This window comes from Rhodanobacter sp. C06 (assembly GCF_002001105.1).
Taxonomy (GTDB): Bacteria; Pseudomonadota; Gammaproteobacteria; order Xanthomonadales; family Rhodanobacteraceae; genus Rhodanobacter_A.
The window spans coordinates 23,490-43,115 of record NZ_MUNP01000030.1 but is presented as its reverse complement, the minus strand read 5'-3'; the positions used below and the strand labels follow the sequence as shown (position 1 = coordinate 43,115).

The following is a 19,626-nucleotide window of genomic DNA, read 5'->3' as shown; positions in this document are numbered from 1 at the left end:
GCCCCATCCACAGGCACCTGCCATCGCCGATCATCGACGGGCATGGTCGCGCCTCGCCGGCCGCCGCAATGGCCATCCATGCGTGCGCTGATCCGCCGCCGCTGGCGTCATCTGCTGGTGCTGCTGATCGCCGTCACCTGCGTGGTGGCAACCATCCGGTTGTTCGACTGGCATATGGTGGCGCACGCGCTGGTGCACCTGCATCCAGGCCTGCTGCTGGCAGGCGCACTGCCCCTGCTGCTCGCGACCTTCTCGGTGCGCGGCTTGCGCTGGCTGCTCGTGCTGGGGATCGAACCCGATCGTCACCGCTTCTGGCAGTCGCTGTGCGCCAACGGCGCCGCCTCGGGGCTGGCCTCGCTCACCCCGTTCCAGCTGGGTGAGGTCATCAAGATTCGTTTGATTCCAGACCATCATGCCAGTGCCTGGCGACTGGGCGTCTCCGCCTTCTTCGTCGAACGGGTACTCGACCTCGGCGGTGTGCTTGGCATGGGCCTGTGCGGCGTCGCCTGGCACTTCGGGTTGGCATGGCTGGCTCCGTTGGCACTGCTTTTGCCGCTGCTGGCGGCGCTGCTGCTCAGCGTTCTGGCCATTTATCTGCACCATCTGCCAGTGCGGCTGCAGCCGTACGCGGAAGTGTTGCGGCACCGCAAGCGGATCGTTCGCGCCAGCCTGCTGACGGTGATCATCTGGCTGCTCTATGCCGGCCTATGGTGGCTCGCCATACTGGCCATCAACGTGCGCGTGGATTTCAGCGAGGTCTGCCTGCTGCTGGGCGGCGTCATGCTGGCCGTGGTCGCCAGCATGACGCCCGGCGGCCTGGGCGTGTCGGAGCTCGGCAGCCGCGGCATCATGCTCTGGCTGGGGGCTTCCGTCGCCGATGCAGAAGCCGTCGCAATTGCGCTGCGTCTGCTCACGCCCTTGACCGCACTGGCGGGGCTCGCCTGCCTGCTGCTCCTGCTGCGGCATCCACGCAACGAACAAAAGTAGGCGCAGGAACGACGTGCCCTACTCCGTCGAGAGTTTCGGGATATAGACCCGCAGCTCGGGTAACTCGCGAGGTGATTCGAGCTGCCTGTAGTTCGTTTGCACATAGCTCCAGATGACCGGATGGGTGTGCGCATAACGCAGGTCTTCGCGCCCATCGACCCCGATGTCATAGACGAGTACCAGCGACGGACGGGCCTGTTGCAGCCGACCGATTTCCTGTCTCTGGAAACTGTCGCTGCGCGGAAACAGCGGATAGATTTCCCATACCGGCGACCTGATTCCCAGCAGCGCGTACGCTCCCGGCCAGACCGGCGCCGCGAGCAGCGTGCCACCACTCGGGACGTAGCGATGTGCCAGGCTCTCGACGGCTTCGACCGGGACCGCCGCGGCGTCACTCATGCGCAATGCGTCACCCCGCACATCGACGACGCGCCAACCGGGCTGCGTCCGCGCCTGGTACCAGGGATGCAGTGGCAGTGCGACCAGCAACGAGGCCAACGCCAGCAACGGAAATCCCAGCCAGCGAAGCAACGCCTGGCCCAAGCCACGCGCGGGGAGAATCAGCACGCCGATCAGTAGCGGAAATATCGCCTGGGCGAGATGAGAGGCGTCCGCCCGCGAGAACGCCACGTTGAGATAGGGAATCGCGGTGGCTACACAGGCCACAAACTCCGGGTGCACAATCCTGCCGTGGCGGCGCAAGCGATGCGCGACGACCGCCATGCCAATGACGCAAAAAAGCGGAAGCAGCAGGAACATGCCCCCCGTCACCCATCGCGCGAGCAGTGCCTGCGTCAACGCGCCATCGCCATGCACTGTCCACGGCCATGGCACCGGCAACGGAAGGTTGGTCCCGTGGTACTCGAACAGGAGGAAACGGATGCTCTCCCAGAACATGACCGCGAACTGGTGATCCAGCACCAGCCCCAGCAGGATCGGGGAGAAGCCGACGGTCACCCCCGCCAGCCACGCCGGAATGCAGCGACGCCATGCAGGCGGGGCAACGCGCAGCATCAACGCAGGCGTGGCAAGCAGACATGCAACCACACCGTAGAATCCGTGATTTTTTCCGAACACCGCGGCAACGCCAATCACCACACCATGTACCAGGAAGCGTACGGGCGATGGACTAGTCAGTACCCGCGCCAGGCTGGCGACCAGGATGATCGAGATGGCCGCGTCGTACCCCTTCCACCACGGCACCATCCACAGCAGGCACAACACCACTGCCACGGCGCACAGACCCAGGCGCATCAGTCCGTTGCCATTTGATCCGCGCAGCACGAGCCAGGCGGCCGCAACGACACCCAGCGTGGAGAACAACTCCGTCGCCGCACGCACGGCGACGATACCGTGCACATCGAACAACCACAGCACACCCGCGGCCCAGTAATAGCGACCCAGGTCATAGGACATGAAATCTCGAATCGGCACTTCGCCATGCAGCACGCGCTGCACGCCGTACCAGAGATAACCCTCGTCCCACAGATTGAAGCCGAGATGCGCTTCCAGCAGAAATCTCGCCAGGGAAGCGGCAACGGCCAACAACAGGGCCGCGCAGACGATCCGATGATCGAGCCGCTGCGACATGGCATCGGGAGATTGCATGGACGGCGCCATCATGCCGAAACCCCGAACCGGCCGCGGCGTACCTGCCGCGTCATGGCGCGTGTCCTTCGGCATCGGCAGGCCAGCGTGGCAGGAACCGGTGCCGTGCTTGTACGCGTGACGAAAACACGTTCAGGCGCTGGTCGCGCAGCAGGTCCAGCGCCGCGCGCCGGCGCTCGAGCGGCCACTGGCAAACCACCAGCAGCGGCAGGCAGCCTTGCGTCCGTGTCGGGTCAGCCGACATCTGCTCGATCTGGGTCGCCATCTGGCCATAGTAGGGAAGGCTGTAGCGCCGCTGCTGCCAGGCAGCCTGCGCCAGCGGAATCTGCAGCAGCAGCAACAGCACGCAGGCCGCCGCGGGAACGTGCCCCGTGAGCCAGTGCCGCCACGGTGTACTCGGACAGGCGGGCGGCGACGCACTCGCCCACATCAGCAACAGCGCCATCAGGTTGAACTGGTAGAACTCGACATAGCGATCCTGGGCAAGGTAACCACTGCCGAAATACGACACGCGCATGACGATGATGCCCGCCAGCCAGCCATACGAAAGCAGCATCAGGCACACGGCGACAAACACCGGCTTGTTGTATCCGCCACGCAGGGCGCGCCACCAGAACATCGCATGCGCGGCGAGCAGACCCGCGACCACGATCATCTGCAGCGTGTTCCACGTCGTCGCCGACAAACCGTGAAAGGGGTTGTCGTGCGCCACCGACGATGCCAGTGGAATGCTGAGCCATTGCCACGCCCCGCCGGCTTGCAACTGTCCGTGCAGCACGGCCAGATGGGTGGACAGCGACGGGCTGGGCGTGCTGTCCAGCACGGGAACGAGGGTGTAGCCGATCCGCACCAGCACCGTGCAGGCGAGGATCACCAGCACCGTCTTCCACGGGACGGCGCGCGACGGTGACGGATCACGGAACGCGAGCAGCAACAGGGCCGCCAGCGTGGCAACCACGGTGATCATGGCGCTGTCGTCCGCCACCACGCCGAGCAGCAGGGTCGCCAGCGTCAGCAGCAGATAGCGCTGGTGCTGCCACGCCTGCCACGTCGCCAGCAGAAACAACAGGATCGGCACGACGGCTAGGTAGCCGAGCGCCACCAGCGGCCATGTCCAGATGCCGCTGGCGTTGAGCGAGAACAGCAACGCGCAGATGACGGACCAGGCCAGATAACGACGCGCATCACCCCGCGGGTCGCGCTGCGACGGCAGCAAGACCCGGTGCAGGATCATCGCGCACACGGCAGCGGCCATCACGCCGATCACCGCACCCACGGCAAAATCGAGATCAAACCAGCGCCACTCCAGCAACATCACCAGTTTGTTCAACGGCTGCGCATGGTCGGCGTCGTAGCGTCTGGCGAAGAAGTCGACGAGGCCGAGTTGGCCTGCCACCGCCTTGCGCACGAAGACATCCAAGTAATACCAGTCGTCCGACCGGATGACCGGGTTTGCACTGCGCAAAACGAAATACAGGGCGTCAATCCATGCAGCCAACGCCACCGCCCATGCCAGTGGGCGCACCCAGACCACTCGGTGCGAAATGCTGCTCGCGTGTCCTGCACGAGCGTGCCATCTTTTCCACATCCCGACAGTTCCCCACTGGTCGATCCACGTTGACCCGCAATTCTCGCGAAGCGGGGTTCACTTGTCAGGCGAGAGCCAATCCGCCCATGTCGGCCCATTTGCTACGATAGACCGCATGCAACTCGGTACCGCGACCGCCGCATGCCCAATGCATGGCTTCTTCCACCACGGCGTCCATCAGCAATTCCCGATCGGCGGCCGCAGCCAGATCGAAGTTGGCGGCGTAGGCTACATCCACCAATCGCCACAGGAAAGCGTTACGCAAATAGCGCGCCACGGGCAGAAAGTGACGATCGACCTGGCCGAGAATGTCCTGGCTGCGAATACCCTCGAAGCTGGAGGCCGAACAATCGACGTCCGGCAGCAGCTTGTCCACCATCCCGGTGTTGTGATTCAGCCGTTTGGCCTCGGGCCAAGCTGCAAAGACCCGATTCGCCATGTCAGAAGCCTCGGGCCATAGCCGGTTGCCATTGCGACCAACCTGCTCGCCGATCAACCAGAACTCACCCCCCGGCCGCAGCATCTTCGCGATCGCGCCTAGCACCCGTTCCAATTCGACCAGATGGTGCAGGCCGGAGGTGATGCAGATGACATCGAACCGACCGAGCTGCAGGCCGATGTCATTGGCGTCACCCAGCACGCGATCCACCGTGACACTTGGCGGCATGCGCAAAGCCGCCTGCTCCAGCAAACCGGCATTGACATCGACGATGCACAACTCGACCGGCACGTCGGCTTGCGCCAGTACCTGCCCTTCGACGGCAGCTTCGCCCGCGCACAAGGCCAGCATGCGCAGCGGTTGGCCGTCCCGGCTCGCGAACATTTGTCGCAAGCGTCCGACGAAATCCGGCGCCCGCTCCGGAATCAGCTTGCCGAGCATGCGCGTGGCATAGCCATATGCATTCTCACCGGCTCGCGGCGGGACATCTTGCAGGCGGGCCAGCAACGCCGCACGCACCCGCTCCCCGGCATCGTCGAGCGATGCACTGACAGGGAGGGAGCGCACCGGACCCATGGCCGCACCGCCTTCGCCACGACGATCCACGTGACGGTCGCGGTAGAACGCATTCGAGTAGACGTGACTGAAATGCTCGATTTCATTCGCGAGCCTCCAGGCATGATGCGAGCGTGCGCGCAGCAAGGGCAATTCCTCCCCCGCACAGACCACCAGCCCGATCAGAGCCAGCCAATCCGCGTCGCCTTGGCCCTGCGGCCCCGGCTCGCATCGCAGTTCCAGCTTCCAGACCTCATCGACCGCCAGCGGCAAATCCAGCAACACTTCGCGCATGCCGGCTTGCGGCTGCGCATTCTCCAAACGCAGCGACAACAGCAGCCGTGCCGGCGCATCGCCCGGAGGACTCCCCCAGACTTCCACATCCAATCCGTCGTCGCTGATCCGGGGAAGTCCGCGCATGCAGCGCAACCACAATACCGGCTCAGGCGGACAGCGCAGCGCCGGAAGTTCCAGCCGCTCACCGACCAGCAGTACCAGACCCCGCTCGCGCTGCGGCGCATGAGAAAACTCGGCCCACCGCGCCTCCAGCGTGGTTCGCTCCACCAGTTGCGCCGCGCATCCTTCGTCCAGCACGAATGAGGTAGCGCCTGCCTGCCTCGGCGGCGAATCGCACGCACCGCTGCTTGCCTCGGACTCTTGTTGCCGGAATGACTCGATCAAGCACCCTCCTCGTCGCGACGGCCCAGGTCATCTCGATCTCGAAGCATAGCCTCAACCGCCTGGCGGTGCCGCCAAGGTGCGCGAGGGCCGCATGGCAGCGGCCGGCGGCACGGTCGGGCCGGGCGTGGTGCAAGTCGCCGCGTAGCAGAGCAATTGCGCGATTCGCACGTGCACGCCATCGCAACCGGGACCAACCGCTCCTTCGACACGAAGCGTGAGTCGACGCGTGCCACGCAAATCCAGCGTCGCCAGCCGCAGTGCCGCCGCCGGCAACGTTGTCCGGTAAAGCACCCGGCCATCGCCGGTCACCGTGAAATGCGGCGGATCGTCGGCCACAGGCCGGCACTGCAGAGCCAGGTACGGGCGCAGGCTGATGGAAGCCACGCCGTCATTGACGTCGAAATCGAGCTGTGCCTGATGGTCGGGCACGAGTTGCATCCGCAAGTCCTCGCCATCCGCCACATCCACCGCCTTGCGATCGTTTGGCGCTGCGAGCCGGTGCACGACGCTGGCCAGATGGTCATGGCCGATGAAGATCGTGCCCGCATTGACTCCGCGTGGACGCACCGGCGTCGCCACGTTGGCGGCGGCGATGTTCGCGTACTCGTCCAGTACGCGCTGCCGATCGGCAGCCGGCACGGAGGCATCAGCCGCGATCGTTCCGGCGAGATAGTTGGCCAATGCGTGCCCATCCAGCGGCAGGCCCGCCGCATGCAGCAGCCACCCCTGCAGCAGATACGCCGAGGTAACGGGCGGCGGTTCGGGAATCGGGAAGTTCGCCCAGATCCGGTACGGCGGGTCGTGCTCATCGGCCGGCCGGCCGTCCTTGAAGCCCAGCTGCCGGTAGGCACCCGCCAACGCAGGCAGATGGTCGCCATAGATCAGCACGATGGTGGGGCGGCCACGTCGCCGCAGCGCGTCGAGCAGATGGCCGTAGGCGCGATCTGCCGCAATCGCATGCTCCACGTATTCCGCCAGCTCCTCGCGCGCCTCACCATGCAGGCCGGGCGGCAAACCCAAGTCGCTGTCGTCCTTCGGCGGATACTGTCCCCACGGCCCGTGGTTCTCGATGCTGATCGCGGTAACGAAGGTGGGGCGGTTCGACGCATCGAGCTCGGACAGCACCGCACGCGTCATCGCCATGTCGCTGACGTAGCTGCGGTCCGAGTAGTCGCGAGGATAGAGGAAACTGCCAACGTCCTGGAACGTGGAGAAACCCATCTCGGGCATCACCGTGCCCCGGTTCCAGAAACCGCGATCATTCGGATGCACCAGCACCGTGGCGTAGCCCTGATCCGCCAGCACACGCGGCAGGGCATCGATCGAGTGCCAACCCATCAACTCGAAGTAGGCGAACATCGAACCCGGGTAAAACGCGATCGGTGTGCCGGTCAGCACCTCGAACTCGGTCTGCAAGGTACGGCCGCCGAACACCGGCACGCGCAGATTGCCGGGCACACCCGGTTTCTCTCCGGCGATCCGGCTCAATACCGGCGTATCGGCGAAACCGCGCAACATGGATGGTTCGAACAGCGATTCGCTCTGCACGATCACGATGTCCGGCTGCCGGCCATTGCCGCCGACAACCGTCTTTTGCAGCGCCTGGCGCACCAGCGGCTCGCCCCAGAATGCGCGCTCAGCCGCAGGATCGGCGGCACGCACCGCATTGTGCGAGGCCATCCGGCCCAGCACGATGTTGCCGGCCACGCCCACGCTTTTTGCTCCGATCCGCTGGGTCCAGACGCTCCAGCCCAGGTTCGGAACGCTGTCCGGAATGCGCACGCAAACCATGGCCGCCAGCAGCGCGGCAACCAGCACGAGACAACCGCCACGAAGCCAGGGACTGGCGGGACGTCGCCGCCGGAACCACCACGCGGCGATACCCGCCAGCAGCAGCGCAATGACGATGGCGACCACTTCCTTGGCGGTCGGCCGGATGAAACCGAGAATCAGGCGAGGTTCGCGCAACAAACCTGGAACGGCGGCGAAATCCGCGTAAACCAGCCCGGTATTGAGATAGGTCAGTTTTACCTGGTCCGCATAGCGCAACGCCCCCAGCAACGCCACCTCGCAACCCAGTGCCACCCATGCCCTGCCACTGAGCCCCCATGCCAGCAACAGCATGGCAAAGGGCAAGGATGCATTCACCGCCTGCGCGGCCAGCGGGCTGCGAAAACCGAGGTCGGGATCCAGCAGCGTGGGAAGCAGAATGGCCGCCAGCACCGTCCAGGCCGGGCTCCATTTCAACAAACCGGCACGCAATTTCTTGAGGCGCAATTTGTTGACCCAAAATTGCAATAGCTCCGTCATGTATCATCCGCGTTTGGTTTGACGGGCCCCGGCCCGGGTCGGTTGTGACTGCAGGGAGCGAGGCTACCCATTATGGTGAACAAGTGAGCTCCGGCGCCTCGGATTCTCCGAACGCGCTGAGACTGAAATGGTTGACCTTTTTCGGCCAATGGCTGCGCAATCCGCGCAGCATGGCCTCGGTTACCCCCTCGGGACGCCAATTGGCACGTCTGATGGCAACTGCGATGCCGCCTGGCTCGCAGCGCGTGGTGGAACTGGGGGCGGGCACCGGTGCGATCACGGATGCCCTGCTGCGCCACGGCATCCAGCCGCAGGCCTTGCTGGCCGTCGAGATGAATCCCGTGCTGCATCGCCTGTTGCAGCGGCGCTTTCCCGACACTCACGTGGCCTGCGGCGACGCCCGTCACCTCCACACGCTGGTGCACGCTACCCGTACTTTCGCCCCCGGGCAGGTTGATGTGGTCTGCAGCAGCCTGGGGCTGCTGACCATGCCGCACGACCTGCAGCACGACATCCTGACAGCGGCTTTCCAGGTGCTGCATCCGCAAGGCGTCTTCATCCAATACACCTATGGCCCCAACCATCCGCTGGACGACGGCGTGCGTCAGCAACTGGGCCTGGAGTGCCGTCGTGTTGGCCTGGCCTGGCGCAACCTGCCGCCGGCCCGGGTGTACGTGTACTCCCGTCGTGCCTGAACCCGTCACCCGCTTCGTTTGAGGGACCAACGAGTGAATAGAAACGTGTACCGCCGCTCGCTGCAAGCGCTGATCCTGTTGCTTGCCATCGGCTACTTCTTCTTCTGCGTCTGGAACAGTGCCTGGCTTGAACCGCAGCCGCTCGAGCAGAACTACATCCTGGCACTGACCGTCTGCGTGGTTGGCGTGATCGCCTTCGCCTGCGGCCGCCTCTCGTTCGCGCTGGTGCTTGGTGGAACCCTGTTCTTCGGGCTCAAGTTCATCTCGGTGATGAAGTTGCGGTACCTGGAATCGCCGCTGATGCCCGCCGATTTCATCTATTTTGTCCGTGACAGCCTGCTCGAAACGCTGAAGCAGTATCCGCATCTGCTTGGCCTGCTGGTTGCAGTCTGCCTTGTCGTGCCGCTGCTGCTGTGGCTGATCTGGCGCTTCGATATCCGCTTCCTGTCCCGCGTACGCCATGGCTGGCTGCAAGCCGGGTTGCGCGTTGCCGGCACCGCGGCATGCGCACTGGCCATGTGGTGGTGCCTGCAACCGACCGGGCCGTTCAGCCCGATCTACGACGTCGGACTGTGGAACAAGCTGTCCGACAACGCGCATCTCACCAACTTCTTCGTCAGCATCCATGACATGAGTCCTGAGCTGCCCGCCATGAGCAACGCAATGGCGGCGGAGCACAACTGGGCCGCCACGGCCAAGGACACTTCGGCACCGGCTGATGCGCCAAGTCAGCACCCAGACATTGTCCAAGTACTGGAGGAGAGCACGTTCGATCCCTCCAACTTCACCGGCTGCACCATCCCGCAATGCCATGTGAGGATGTTCCAGCCCGACCAGTACACCCGCGCCCACGGTCCGCTGCGCACGCATACCTTCGGTGGCGGCACCTGGGTGAGTGAATTCTCCGTATTCAGCGGCATGCCACAGGACATCTTCGGCCCAGCCGGCATGTACGCGCCATTCGTGCTGGCGCCGCGCCTGCGCGACAGCCTTCCACTGCTGCTGAAACGGCTGGGTTACCAGACGATCGCCGTCTATCCAGTCGACGGAAACTTCCTCAATGCGCGCAATGCCTACAAGGCCTACGGCTTCGACAAGTTCTATGACGCCCGCGATCTCGGCCTGAAGGTCTGGCACACCAGTGACGCGCAGATGTTCGCGGCAGCAAAAAAGGTTTACGACGAGAACAAGAAGCCCGGCCAACCGATCTTCATGATGATCCTGACGCTGGAGCAGCACGGCCCGCACGACACCAAGCCGTTGAAGGAGCTGCCCGCGCCGTTCAACCAGGGCTTGCTGCCGAACCTGTCCGCCGACCAGGAACTGAACCTGAGCGCCTACCTGTCGCGACTGCAGGATTCGGACAAGGGCATGGATCAACTCGAACAGGACTTCCTGCATCGCCCGCAGCCGACCGTGCTCATGCACTTCGGCGACCACCAGCCGTCCTTCAGCGGCTTGATCCGCGACATGCCGCGCACGTTGCCTCCGGCGCTCGAGCCGTACAAGAACACCCTCACCTACTTCATGCTCAAGAGCAACTTCGACGGCCCCGCGCTGCCCGACTATCCGATGCTCGACATCGCCTACCTGCCAGCCATGGTGCTGCAGGCCGCCGGCCTGCCCGAGGATCCCTATTTCTCGGCGCTGAGCAGCATGGAAACGCGCTGCAAGGGACTGTACGAGGACTGCCCGGACAAACCCCTGCTCAAGTCCTACTACGCATGGACCTTCGAGCAGTTGCACGTCTTCCAGTAACGACCATCAGACAGGGGGTCATCATGCGCCAACTCGTTCTCGCCGCATTCTGCGTCGCTGCGCTAGCCGGCTGCCATCACCGCAGCGCCAGCGTCACCTTCACCCCCGCCGCACTCAAGGACTGCGGCAGCAAAAACGCGCCCAGCGTCGTCGAGGTGCACTGGGACGCGACCCAGGCTGCCCCGAAGGATGGGGTGAAGCTGTGGATCAACAACGACCCGACCCCGAAGCGCACCGGCGTCTTCGGCGGCGACCCGGGCACCTTGTGGACGCACGGCGGCGAAACGGGCTCGGCCACCACCGGCGCCTGGATGTATCCCGGCACGACGATCATCGTTACCGATGCTAAGAACGACGATGTCCTGGCCACGGTGCAGGTACCCAAAGCGCCCTGCAACTAGATCCGTCGAAAGCGACGCACATGGCGACGCGGCCACCACCATCAATGCCCGGCATCGGTGGTGGTGCCCAGCGTCACGAGGCGCCCGCAACGCTCGAACAATTCACCTCCCAGCCGCGACCAGCCGTGGCGTGCAATGGCCTCGGCATTACCCGCAGCGGCATCAACCATTTGCATTGGCGATGCCAGCAGACCGGCGAGCAGAGCCTGCAGGCTGGCGTGCTCGTTGCGGCAGACCCAGCCGCAACCCCATTGCGCCAGCAACATCACCGCTGGGTCCTCGTCCGCGGATTGGCAATGCAGGACCGGCTTGCCGCTGCCCAGGTATTCGAACAGCTTGCCCGGCACCTGCGCCTGCAGCGCGTTGCCGATGTTCACCAGCACATCGCATTCGCGCTGCCATGCCAGCACGCGACCATGCGGCTGCTCGCCCGCAAACACGATGCGTCCTCCGCTGCGCTCGGCATAGGCCAGCAATTCCGGCTTCACCTCGGGCGCGATCACGGTCAGGTGAACGCGATCCAGTGCGACGACCGCCTCCAGCAACGGTACCGGGTCGCGGAATGGATAGAAGCGTCCGCTGTAGAGGAGATGGAGGAATTGCCCCTGCGCCAACGCCTCCGTGGACGGCATGCGCGGCACGCTGTCATCGAAACCCTGGCTGAGCACGAAGATCTTCGCCGCATCCACTCCGTGACGTAACCGAAGAAGCTCGCGCGTGTCGTCCGTGGTTACGCCAATTACACTGGCCGCACGACACACCGCCTCCTCCAGCCGCCAGGCACGCCGACGCCAACGTGGTGGCGTGTACGACGTCAACACGGGATCACCCAGATCGGCCAGCCATGCCGGCACCCGCGCAGCCACACTCAGCCCCAGTTCCAGGGTCACCGCCGGCTCGTGCGAACTGATCAGGATGTCCGGTCGCAAGGTTTCGATCAGGCGATCGAGTGCCGCCCGCGCCGGCCGCCGCCACTGCCCGCGGTTGTCGGGGAAACAGACCAGACCGACCCATCGCTGCAGCCGCTGCAGCCAACGACCCTTCCAATTCAGCGTGACCGTACCGCTCACCTGCTCGGTCTCGGCGGCATCCACGCACGGCTCGGCCACGCCGTTCCGGTGACGGCGTCGTTGCGCACGCGCCAACCACCCAGCCAGCCCACCCGCGTCACACCGATGGACCGTCACGCCGGCCGGTACATCCAGTGCCGCACCCGCCTGCGCCGGAATGTCCGGCGCCAGGACGTGGACCTCCGCGCCGCGCCGCGCCAGTTCGCGACTCAGGTAATACCAGCGGATCGCCTGCGGCGAAGCCTGTGGCGGGTAGTTGTAGGCAATCAGCAAGATGCGCATCGGTGTCCATGGTATCCGGCGCACCCTTCACGTGCCCGAAAAGCCCATGCTTGACCAGGCTCAACGGCCAGCCGCCGCCTCGGTGTTCCCGACCAGCGCATCATGCAGCACCGCGACAATGCGCTGCGCAGCCTTGCCATCGCCGTAGGGCGACACGCCACGCGCCATCTCGCGATAGGCCTGCGGATCATCCAGCAGGCGCGAGGCCTCGTGCACGATGCGCGCCTCGTCGGTACCCACCAGCCGCACCACGCCCTCGTCCACGGCCTCGGGACGCTCGGTCTCGATTCGCATCACCAGCACCGGCTTGCCCAGCGCAGGCGCCTCCTCCTGCACGCCACCGGAGTCGGTGAGGATCAGATGTGCGCGCTTCTGTGCCTCGACGAACGGCGCGTAGTCCAGCGGGGCACACAACCGGATGCGCGGATGGTCGCCCAGCAGCTCGTGCACCACCGCCTGCACGTTGGGATTCGGATGAACGGGATACAGGACTTCGATATCGACATGGCGCTCGACCAGGGTGCGGATGGCCCGGCACACCGCCCGGAACGGCTCGCCGAAGTTTTCGCGCCGGTGCGCCGTCACCAGCACCAAGCGCTTCGAGGCATCGAGCGGGACATCCAGCGGCCAGTCGGTAGCCGCCACTTCCAGCAGGGCGTCGATCACCGTATTGCCGGTCACGTGGATCGCGGCATCATCTATGCCTTCGCGCAGCAGATTCTGTCGCGAACGCCCGGTCGGCACGAAATGCCAACGCGCCAGATGCCCGGCCACCAACCTGTTCATTTCCTCCGGGAACGGGTTGTCCAGATCGTGCGTGCGCAAGCCCGCCTCGACATGGCCAAACGGAATACGCCGGTAGAACGCCACCAGCGCTGCCGTCATGACGGTGGTGGTATCGCCCTGCGCCAGCACCACGTCCGGCGCCAGCTCCGTGAACTTCTCGTCCAGCGCCGTGATCAGTCGCGCGGTCAATTCCGGCAACTGCTGGTTCGCGCGCATGATGTCCAGATCCACGTCCGGCCGGATGTCGAACAGGGCCAGTACCTGATCCAGCAGATCGCGATGCTGCGCCGTGGCCAGCACCGTCACCTTCGCCCACGGCTCGCGCTTCAGCGCCTTGATCAGCGGCGCCATCTTGATGCCTTCGGGGCGCGTACCAACGATGCAGAGGATGTGTTTCATATGCACAATTGTACCCATTCGACCAACCGGATAACCAGCAGCCGCCCATCAAGGGTCATGACTCGCGCGACTGGTCAACAATCAATCCGGCACCCGAATCATAATTGTCCATAAACATCCGGAACCTTTCACCAAGAAAACCATAATCCATTGCGCATCGGCGCTCGTACAAAAGCGCACCCTGATGCGGCCTATGCCGAACTCGACGCAAATCCGTGCACTGTATCGAATAGCCACGGCCAAAGAGCAACCTGCAAAAAACAAAAGGATAAAGACCCAACCATGTCTTCCACTGAGACGGATAGGAAAGACATAATTTCAAATACCTGAATCGGCGCGCGATCGAGAGCCGCTGAACGACGCAATCACCATTACCCGAAAGTGGCTTCATGACATGAAAGAGCGGACCCCGCAATCCAGCGCCATGATAAAGTGAGAACTGCCATACATTTTCAGACAAGTTCAGCCTGTTGCACACGGCCAGTGCAATGACATGTGCAGAGTCGTGATCCTGATGCCCACCTTCCCACGCCGGGACATACAGCCTTTCAATGATACCCATTCGACGAATGGACGATGACAATTCATCAGCCACGCGCTCCATGTTTTCGTGCAGCAGCCCATCCTTGACTTCGAGATCAATACCCAGGAAATGGATATCCCTGGAATTGACCCCAAGCAATGATAGAACCCGGATACTTTCCTCCTTGCGTCGCGCCACCGGCTGTCCTCCATACCCTCCGTCGGTCAAGTAGTAGCAGACAACACGCCGACCGCCATCAATCTCGAGACGAATCGATTCAAAGCACCCGAATTCGTCATCCGGGTGCGCAAAAACGAACAGGCCATGGGCCTCGATCGGTGGTTCAATATGCATCGAAATCCATGAAATTGAAACTTACCGCTCGCGGGTCGATTCGATGATCCTCGCGGAGGGAGCGATAAATAAAATTCAGCGGTGACGGGCGCATCCAGCTTGGTATATCAATGCTTAGCCTTCGAGTGGCGGCCCCATGCGGATAAAGCCCAAGGAACAACTTCGGCGAGAATGCGCTTGGCCGAACTTCGGCAACTCCATCAAGCGCGAGCGGGGCCTCGCCCCAAACCATCACTCCGCGCTTGTCCGTCTTTGCGTAAAAAGCGGAGCTACCTTCATCGAGCCTCGAAAATCGGAGTGGATTGACCGGATTGCGCATCCGCCATTGCAGCTGCTCGGAGTTCCATCGCCTGCAAAACTCGGCCTCTCTTCCGACCCTGTCCCAGTCGATGCTTGCTGGGCGTCCCAGACCAATCCTGGCGTCTAGACACGCGACATGTTGGAAACCAAGCTTGCGAAGAAACCCCGGGGTACTGTTTGCATTCGCCACACCGTAAACGGATGAAAACCCCATGCGGCGACCCAGGTCATAAGTCAGCTCGGCCAGCTTCGTGAACAAGCCTTTGCCTTGGTAGCTGGGATGAGTCGCCGTATTCAGGGATAGAAGCGCCCTTGCCTCAACACCTTGCAAATTGATGACCGCGGGAATACAGACGTAATGCGCGGCAAGCACCCCATCCACCAATGCGTCCATACCCACAACGTGACCACAAGGGTTGTCATGATATAGCCATCGCAGATATGCAGGCGTCAGATGACTTGCGTTCGGGAAGCAAATTCTGAAAAGCGTCGCATAACGCTGCAGCGCTCCGTCATCGCATTGTGATTCCTGAAAGTCAAACATGGACAAACCCCCATCACCGATATCACGCTACGATACTTTCACGCCCTACCCACTTGTCTCGATCCACCCATTCCGTCGAGATGGAGATGGATTACATATTTTGGCTCGGACGCGATATCGAAGTTCAGCCACGACAACAGAAATTGTGTTCCAATAATAAGCGGCAACGCCGCCAGCATGACCGTTCCAGCGGTAGCTGGTGCATGGCCGGCTACGGAAGCCCCCCAATGCCCGACACCGAACAGCAAGCCAAATATAAACATGGGAAATCCCAACGCCAATTCCAGCGATGCCGCCGAAAACCCCCTGAGGAAGTAGCTGTACAGCAGTCTTCGACAAAAGTTCCTGATGTTGCCGCGCATGAAAGGGCCGATCATGTGCATCGGCCGCAAACTTGATGACTCGTCGCCGTAGCTGGCTTGCATGGGCATATCCACCACCACGGCCCGCAACTGATTCAGGTTGTACAACATGTCTGATTCGAAGAAGTAACGCTTGGCGATGCGCTCCATGTCGAGCTCGGCCAGTACGCGCCGGTGGATTGCCGTAAAGCCATTGGTCGGATCGAAAAGCTGCCAATACCCCGAAGAAAGCTTGGTCAGGAACGAAAGCATGGCGTTGCCAAACAGGCGCACCGCCGGCATGCCGGTCACGTCAGCCACTCGGTGAAAGCGATTTCCCTTGACGTAGTCCGCTCGTCCTGCAAGCAATGGCGCCGCGAGTCTGGCAATCAACTCCGGAGCCATCTGACCATCGCCATCCAGCTTCACGACGGCGTCCGCCGGCAAATCGACTGCGGCTGCATAGCCAGTCATGACGGCGCCACCGACGCCTTGATTCTCGGCATGCCGCAATACCTTTACACGCGGATCTCGGCATTGCTGCTCAATTACATCGCCACTGTGTTCGGGGCATGCATCGTCCACAGCGATGATCCAACCCACCTCGGGGCCAACTCTCTCGATCACGTGGAGCACATGTGCAGCCACGCGATAGCATGGGATCACTACGGCAATGCGTGGATTCGAAATAGCGACATCCGCGCTCATCGATACACCCAATGGCGTGAAATGAAGAAAGTCAACATAGCCAACACTCCTTCAACAATGGGCTTGGCCAACCATGCCATCTTCAGGCCAAGATAATCGGCCACGATGGTCACAAAATAAGTGCTCAGCAAAGTTACCACCAACCATGAAGCGGCGAACTTGGCGAAATGTCTGCGCCCAAGCTTGGAGGATCTGTCGGCTCCGAACGTTATTCTTCCATTTGCCCAAAACCCCAGTAAGGCGCCTGCGATGCGCCCCGCAACATTGGCTTCTGGTGGCCCAACGCCCAGCGCCGTCAACATCACGAACACCGCCCAGTCGGCAGCGACCAAGCATGCCCCCACGAGCAGGAAGCTGATCCCTTGGCGCGCGATGCTCATGGTTCGACCCTCACCATCCCGGGCGCGGGCATCAGCCATTGAGCGAACTTGATGCGTTTGCGATTGACGACGCCTCGAAAACCCTTGTTGGTGACATAGCTTGAATCGGCGCCCACCAGTCGCAGATCCATGTCCGCGCCTTGCGCTGGCACGGCGGTCACCGTGAACGAAGTCAGGCGGCGCTTGACCTTGGTGTCGAAGGATGCATGCGCCACGCCATTGCGGCCGCATTGCGCCCATGCGTAGTGCAGCTCCGGCACCCCGCCTTCCTCGACGGTTTTCCAGCCCACCACGATCGGAGTAGGCGCATAACGGCAACCCAGTTCCAGCGTGGCCTGGACGAAACCGGCACGGGATGGCGACTTTTTCGTGTCGAAGCCTACGGCCACGCCGTGTGCAGGCGGCCTCAACGTGAACCCGGCATGCTGAACCGATTTCGCGGTTCTCGGATCGACCCAGCGCGCCAAATTGGACGCTAGATCTTGCCGCATTCGACGCGCCAGATCGCGATGTGCCCCGAAATCCGGACGTGCATCCAGCCCGGCGGAAGCCAGGCTCAGTTTCATCGGAGTCGACGTCGCCGAGCGGGCGGAGATCGCAAGACCATCAATCGCTTGCGGAACGGCGAAATCGGTGGCGACTCGCGCGACGCCATCGGGGAGGCAGTTTGCCCAGCGGTAGTACGACCATGGTTCAGCGCCCTGCCGCGTCATGCTCCACGACAAAGCTATCGGCGCCGCTTGCGGCTGGCAATCCAGCACCAACTCTGTCTTCGCGAGCGTCGGGCCATCAGGTAGCGTGGATACGTCGAACTTCACACTCACCGTATCGGGTGGCCCGGGCTGGAGAAAGCCAGTGACGGCTCGCCCGATCTCCCAGAGTTGAAGATCCCCCTCCTGGAGCACCAAGCGACCATGCGCAGTTGCCAACGCCGAGGCAAGCGCAGTCGACACCTGTCCTGATTTCAGCACCAAGAGATTTACTCCGATCTCGTTCAGCAACCGCGTCCATGTATTCCCTGTAGCATCTTGGTTGGCTCGCGCCGCCTTGCCACCTAGCTCCTGGTCGTACCATCCGACAACGTAAGCCCGTCCAGCGAAACCGGCCGCGAAAGGCATCGTGTCAGAGGTGATCAATACCCGCGCCGTCGCCCCGTAGCGGTTGTCGACGAGCTCGATCACGCGTTCAATGGGTGCATAGTGCTCCATGAATTCGCGCCTTGACTGAGTCAGGAATTGACCAAGCTCGCCATGCCTGAGCTGCCAATCTGCGGTCGGCACGAAAACCAGGTTGGTCAGGATCAATGCGCCAAGAACGCCTGCGACCCAGCGCCGTCGCTGCGCGTCTTGCACCAATACCGACATGCCGCAAAGCATCGCGGGAATCATCAGCACCAGTGCCTGGTGCGCATAGCGCAGGTACTGGATCTGGGAGAGCGGCAACAGAAAAGACCCGAGCGCCACCAGGGCAAGTGGGCGCGAGCGCCGATGGAACAGCGCCACCAGCAGACTGCCGCCCAGTGCAATGAGCACGAAACCGGCCGTGCCGTCGCCACCCTCGACGTAACGCGAGGTGTGGAACACGAGATTCCACACGATGTTCCAGTGGAAGCCCGCATCCCAGTGATCATCATGGAAATTGGTCGGCGTGTAATAAGGCGAGCGGAATATGGCGTTGAATACCGGCAGCACCGGGTTGCCCGTCAGCAGCCAGCCGTAGGTGTAGCTCGAACCCGCGACCAGCAGCAGCAACAACAGCGCGACCGGCAACGTCGACCATGGCAGGCGCGCGCGCCAGCGGCAAAGCAGCCACAGCCCCAACGGACCGGCAATCATGAGATTGCTGACCTTCATCGCCAGCAACAGGCCGAACAGCACGGCAAACGCCAGCAACTGGCGTCGATCAGGCTTCGACGAGCGCTGGATCAGCAACGCGATGCCTGCGACCAACGCGGTGGTCGGCCCCTCGGTCTGCATACCCGTCATCGCACCCACTGTCAGCGGCAGGCTGGCATACAGTGCCACGGCCAGACAGCGCAACCACGGCGGCAAATCGAGCGCCTCACACAGGCGCCACATTAGCGCCAAGCCAAGCAGCAACCAGAACGCGTCCAGCATGCCGCGTGACTCGCGCCCCGCCACCAACCAAGCCACCCCTTGCAGGACATCTGACGCCCAAGCAGTCACGGCCCATACCTGAGAGGCCGCGTCCATTTTGTAGTAGCCGAGACTGACGAGTTGCGAAGGCAGCGCCAGATGTCCGGCCAGGTCGTCGAAGTGCACGGTGGGCATCCACGCGCAGGTCGTGGCGATGCCCGTGCCCATCACCGCCAGCCACATGCCGACGGGAGCCGCGGCAACCGCCGCGCGCCATGCCTGCGGCATCGGTCTCAGCACCTCGCCAATGACGCGCCAGCGCACAAGGATCATGGCCAGCAACACGATGCAGTACGCCGCGCGTCCATGCACCGGAAAAGGCAACAGCCAACCCACCACCCCGCTGATCAGCGCCAGTCCCGCAAGGATCGACAGCGTGCCTCGTGCCGGCCAGTCCGCCGGAATGAACAGGCTGCCCAGCGCCAAGCTCGCCACCGCGAGCAGAGCCACGGCAGCGAAGGAAGCAAACCCGGCGTAGTAGACCAGCGCCAGCAGCCACACCAGTGCGGTCGACGTGGCCAACGCTGCACCCGTCAGGCGCTTCAAGGCCCATGCTATCAAGGCGGCCGCCAAGCCCAGTCCGCCCAGCAAGACGGCTTCGGCCCACGGCACGTTGTTCCACATGCTGTTGGTCACGAAGCCCACTACTACCAAAGCACAACCGAGCCAGAGCAGGGACCACGACATCACGCGCAGGTGAGTTTCCTGCATCTTCGCAAAACCGATCATTCGGCTACCCCATGCGCTTTGCCCGGCAGATC

Annotated in this window: 15 protein-coding genes; 4 read left to right on the top strand and 11 right to left on the bottom strand. The window is 63.0% G+C overall.

The features are described 5' to 3' along the window. Positions 1-78: 78 nt before the first annotated feature. On the top strand, positions 79-987 hold the full coding sequence (locus B0E52_RS03100; RefSeq protein ID WP_168174116.1) for a lysylphosphatidylglycerol synthase transmembrane domain-containing protein: 909 nt from the start codon (positions 79-81) through the stop codon (positions 985-987). An 18-nt stretch (positions 988-1,005) separates the two neighbouring features. Here B0E52_RS03100 and B0E52_RS03095 read toward each other — a convergent pair whose 3' ends face one another. The 4 genes from B0E52_RS03095 to B0E52_RS03080 all read right to left on the bottom strand — a co-directional run bounded on the left by B0E52_RS03095 (position 1,006) and on the right by B0E52_RS03080 (position 8,168). Continuing rightward, the gene (locus B0E52_RS03095) at positions 1,006-2,670 is read right to left on the bottom strand and encodes a hypothetical protein (protein ID WP_139351567.1); all 1,665 of its coding nucleotides are present in this window, start codon (positions 2,668-2,670) and stop codon (positions 1,006-1,008) included. Further along, positions 2,648-4,120, bottom strand: a complete 1,473-nt coding sequence (locus B0E52_RS03090) for a hypothetical protein (protein WP_139351566.1) — start codon at positions 4,118-4,120, stop codon at positions 2,648-2,650. Before B0E52_RS03090 ends, B0E52_RS03095 begins: the two co-directional genes overlap by 23 nt. Before the next feature lie 127 nt (positions 4,121-4,247). Then, the gene (locus tag B0E52_RS03085) at positions 4,248-5,858 is read right to left on the bottom strand and encodes a class I SAM-dependent methyltransferase (protein ID WP_139351565.1); all 1,611 of its coding nucleotides are present in this window, start codon (positions 5,856-5,858) and stop codon (positions 4,248-4,250) included. Positions 5,859-5,909: 51 nt separating this feature from the next. Then, positions 5,910-8,168: a sulfatase-like hydrolase/transferase gene (locus B0E52_RS03080; RefSeq protein ID WP_077481660.1), complete on the bottom strand. Its 2,259-nt coding sequence runs from the start codon at positions 8,166-8,168 to the stop codon at positions 5,910-5,912. Positions 8,169-8,251: 83 nt separating this feature from the next. Between B0E52_RS03080 and B0E52_RS03075 the strand changes: the two genes are divergently transcribed. Genes B0E52_RS03075 through B0E52_RS03065 form a run of 3 tightly spaced genes read left to right on the top strand, consistent with a single transcriptional unit; the run spans position 8,252 to position 11,022 of the window. Then, positions 8,252-8,863: a methyltransferase domain-containing protein gene (locus B0E52_RS03075; RefSeq protein WP_139351564.1), complete on the top strand. Its 612-nt coding sequence runs from the start codon at positions 8,252-8,254 to the stop codon at positions 8,861-8,863. Positions 8,864-8,896: 33 nt separating this feature from the next. Further along, positions 8,897-10,621 (top strand): LTA synthase family protein, encoded by a 1,725-nt coding sequence (locus B0E52_RS03070; protein ID WP_254426686.1) that lies wholly within the window; start codon positions 8,897-8,899, stop codon positions 10,619-10,621. A 23-nt stretch (positions 10,622-10,644) separates the two neighbouring features. Then, positions 10,645-11,022 carry a hypothetical protein gene (locus tag B0E52_RS03065; protein WP_077481656.1) on the top strand — a complete coding sequence of 126 codons (378 nt, stop codon included), beginning with the start codon at positions 10,645-10,647 and terminating at the stop codon, positions 11,020-11,022. Between the two features lie 41 nt (positions 11,023-11,063). On the opposite strand, the gene B0E52_RS03060 is transcribed toward B0E52_RS03065, so the two are convergent. Genes B0E52_RS03060 through B0E52_RS03030 form a run of 7 tightly spaced genes read right to left on the bottom strand, consistent with a single transcriptional unit; the run spans position 11,064 to position 19,594 of the window. Beyond that, entirely contained in the window at positions 11,064-12,374 is a 1,311-nt protein-coding gene (locus B0E52_RS03060) for a glycosyltransferase (protein ID WP_077481654.1), read from the bottom strand. Between the two features lie 60 nt (positions 12,375-12,434). Beyond that, entirely contained in the window at positions 12,435-13,559 is a 1,125-nt protein-coding gene (wecB, locus tag B0E52_RS03055) for a UDP-N-acetylglucosamine 2-epimerase (non-hydrolyzing) (RefSeq protein ID WP_077481652.1), read from the bottom strand. A 55-nt stretch (positions 13,560-13,614) separates the two neighbouring features. Then, positions 13,615-14,436 (bottom strand): PIG-L family deacetylase, encoded by an 822-nt coding sequence (locus B0E52_RS03050; protein ID WP_077481650.1) that lies wholly within the window; start codon positions 14,434-14,436, stop codon positions 13,615-13,617. Beyond that, positions 14,426-15,280 (bottom strand): GNAT family N-acetyltransferase, encoded by an 855-nt coding sequence (locus tag B0E52_RS03045; protein WP_077481648.1) that lies wholly within the window; start codon positions 15,278-15,280, stop codon positions 14,426-14,428. The genes B0E52_RS03050 and B0E52_RS03045 overlap by 11 nt, the downstream gene beginning before the upstream one ends. Positions 15,281-15,318: 38 nt before the next feature. Next, positions 15,319-16,329, bottom strand: a complete 1,011-nt coding sequence (locus tag B0E52_RS03040; RefSeq protein WP_077481646.1) for a glycosyltransferase family 2 protein — start codon at positions 16,327-16,329, stop codon at positions 15,319-15,321. Then, entirely contained in the window at positions 16,326-16,709 is a 384-nt protein-coding gene (locus B0E52_RS03035) for a GtrA family protein (protein WP_077481644.1), read from the bottom strand. Before B0E52_RS03035 ends, B0E52_RS03040 begins: the two co-directional genes overlap by 4 nt. Next, the gene (locus B0E52_RS03030) at positions 16,706-19,594 is read right to left on the bottom strand and encodes a hypothetical protein (RefSeq protein WP_077481642.1); all 2,889 of its coding nucleotides are present in this window, start codon (positions 19,592-19,594) and stop codon (positions 16,706-16,708) included. The genes B0E52_RS03035 and B0E52_RS03030 overlap by 4 nt, the downstream gene beginning before the upstream one ends. Positions 19,595-19,626 lie beyond the last annotated feature (32 nt).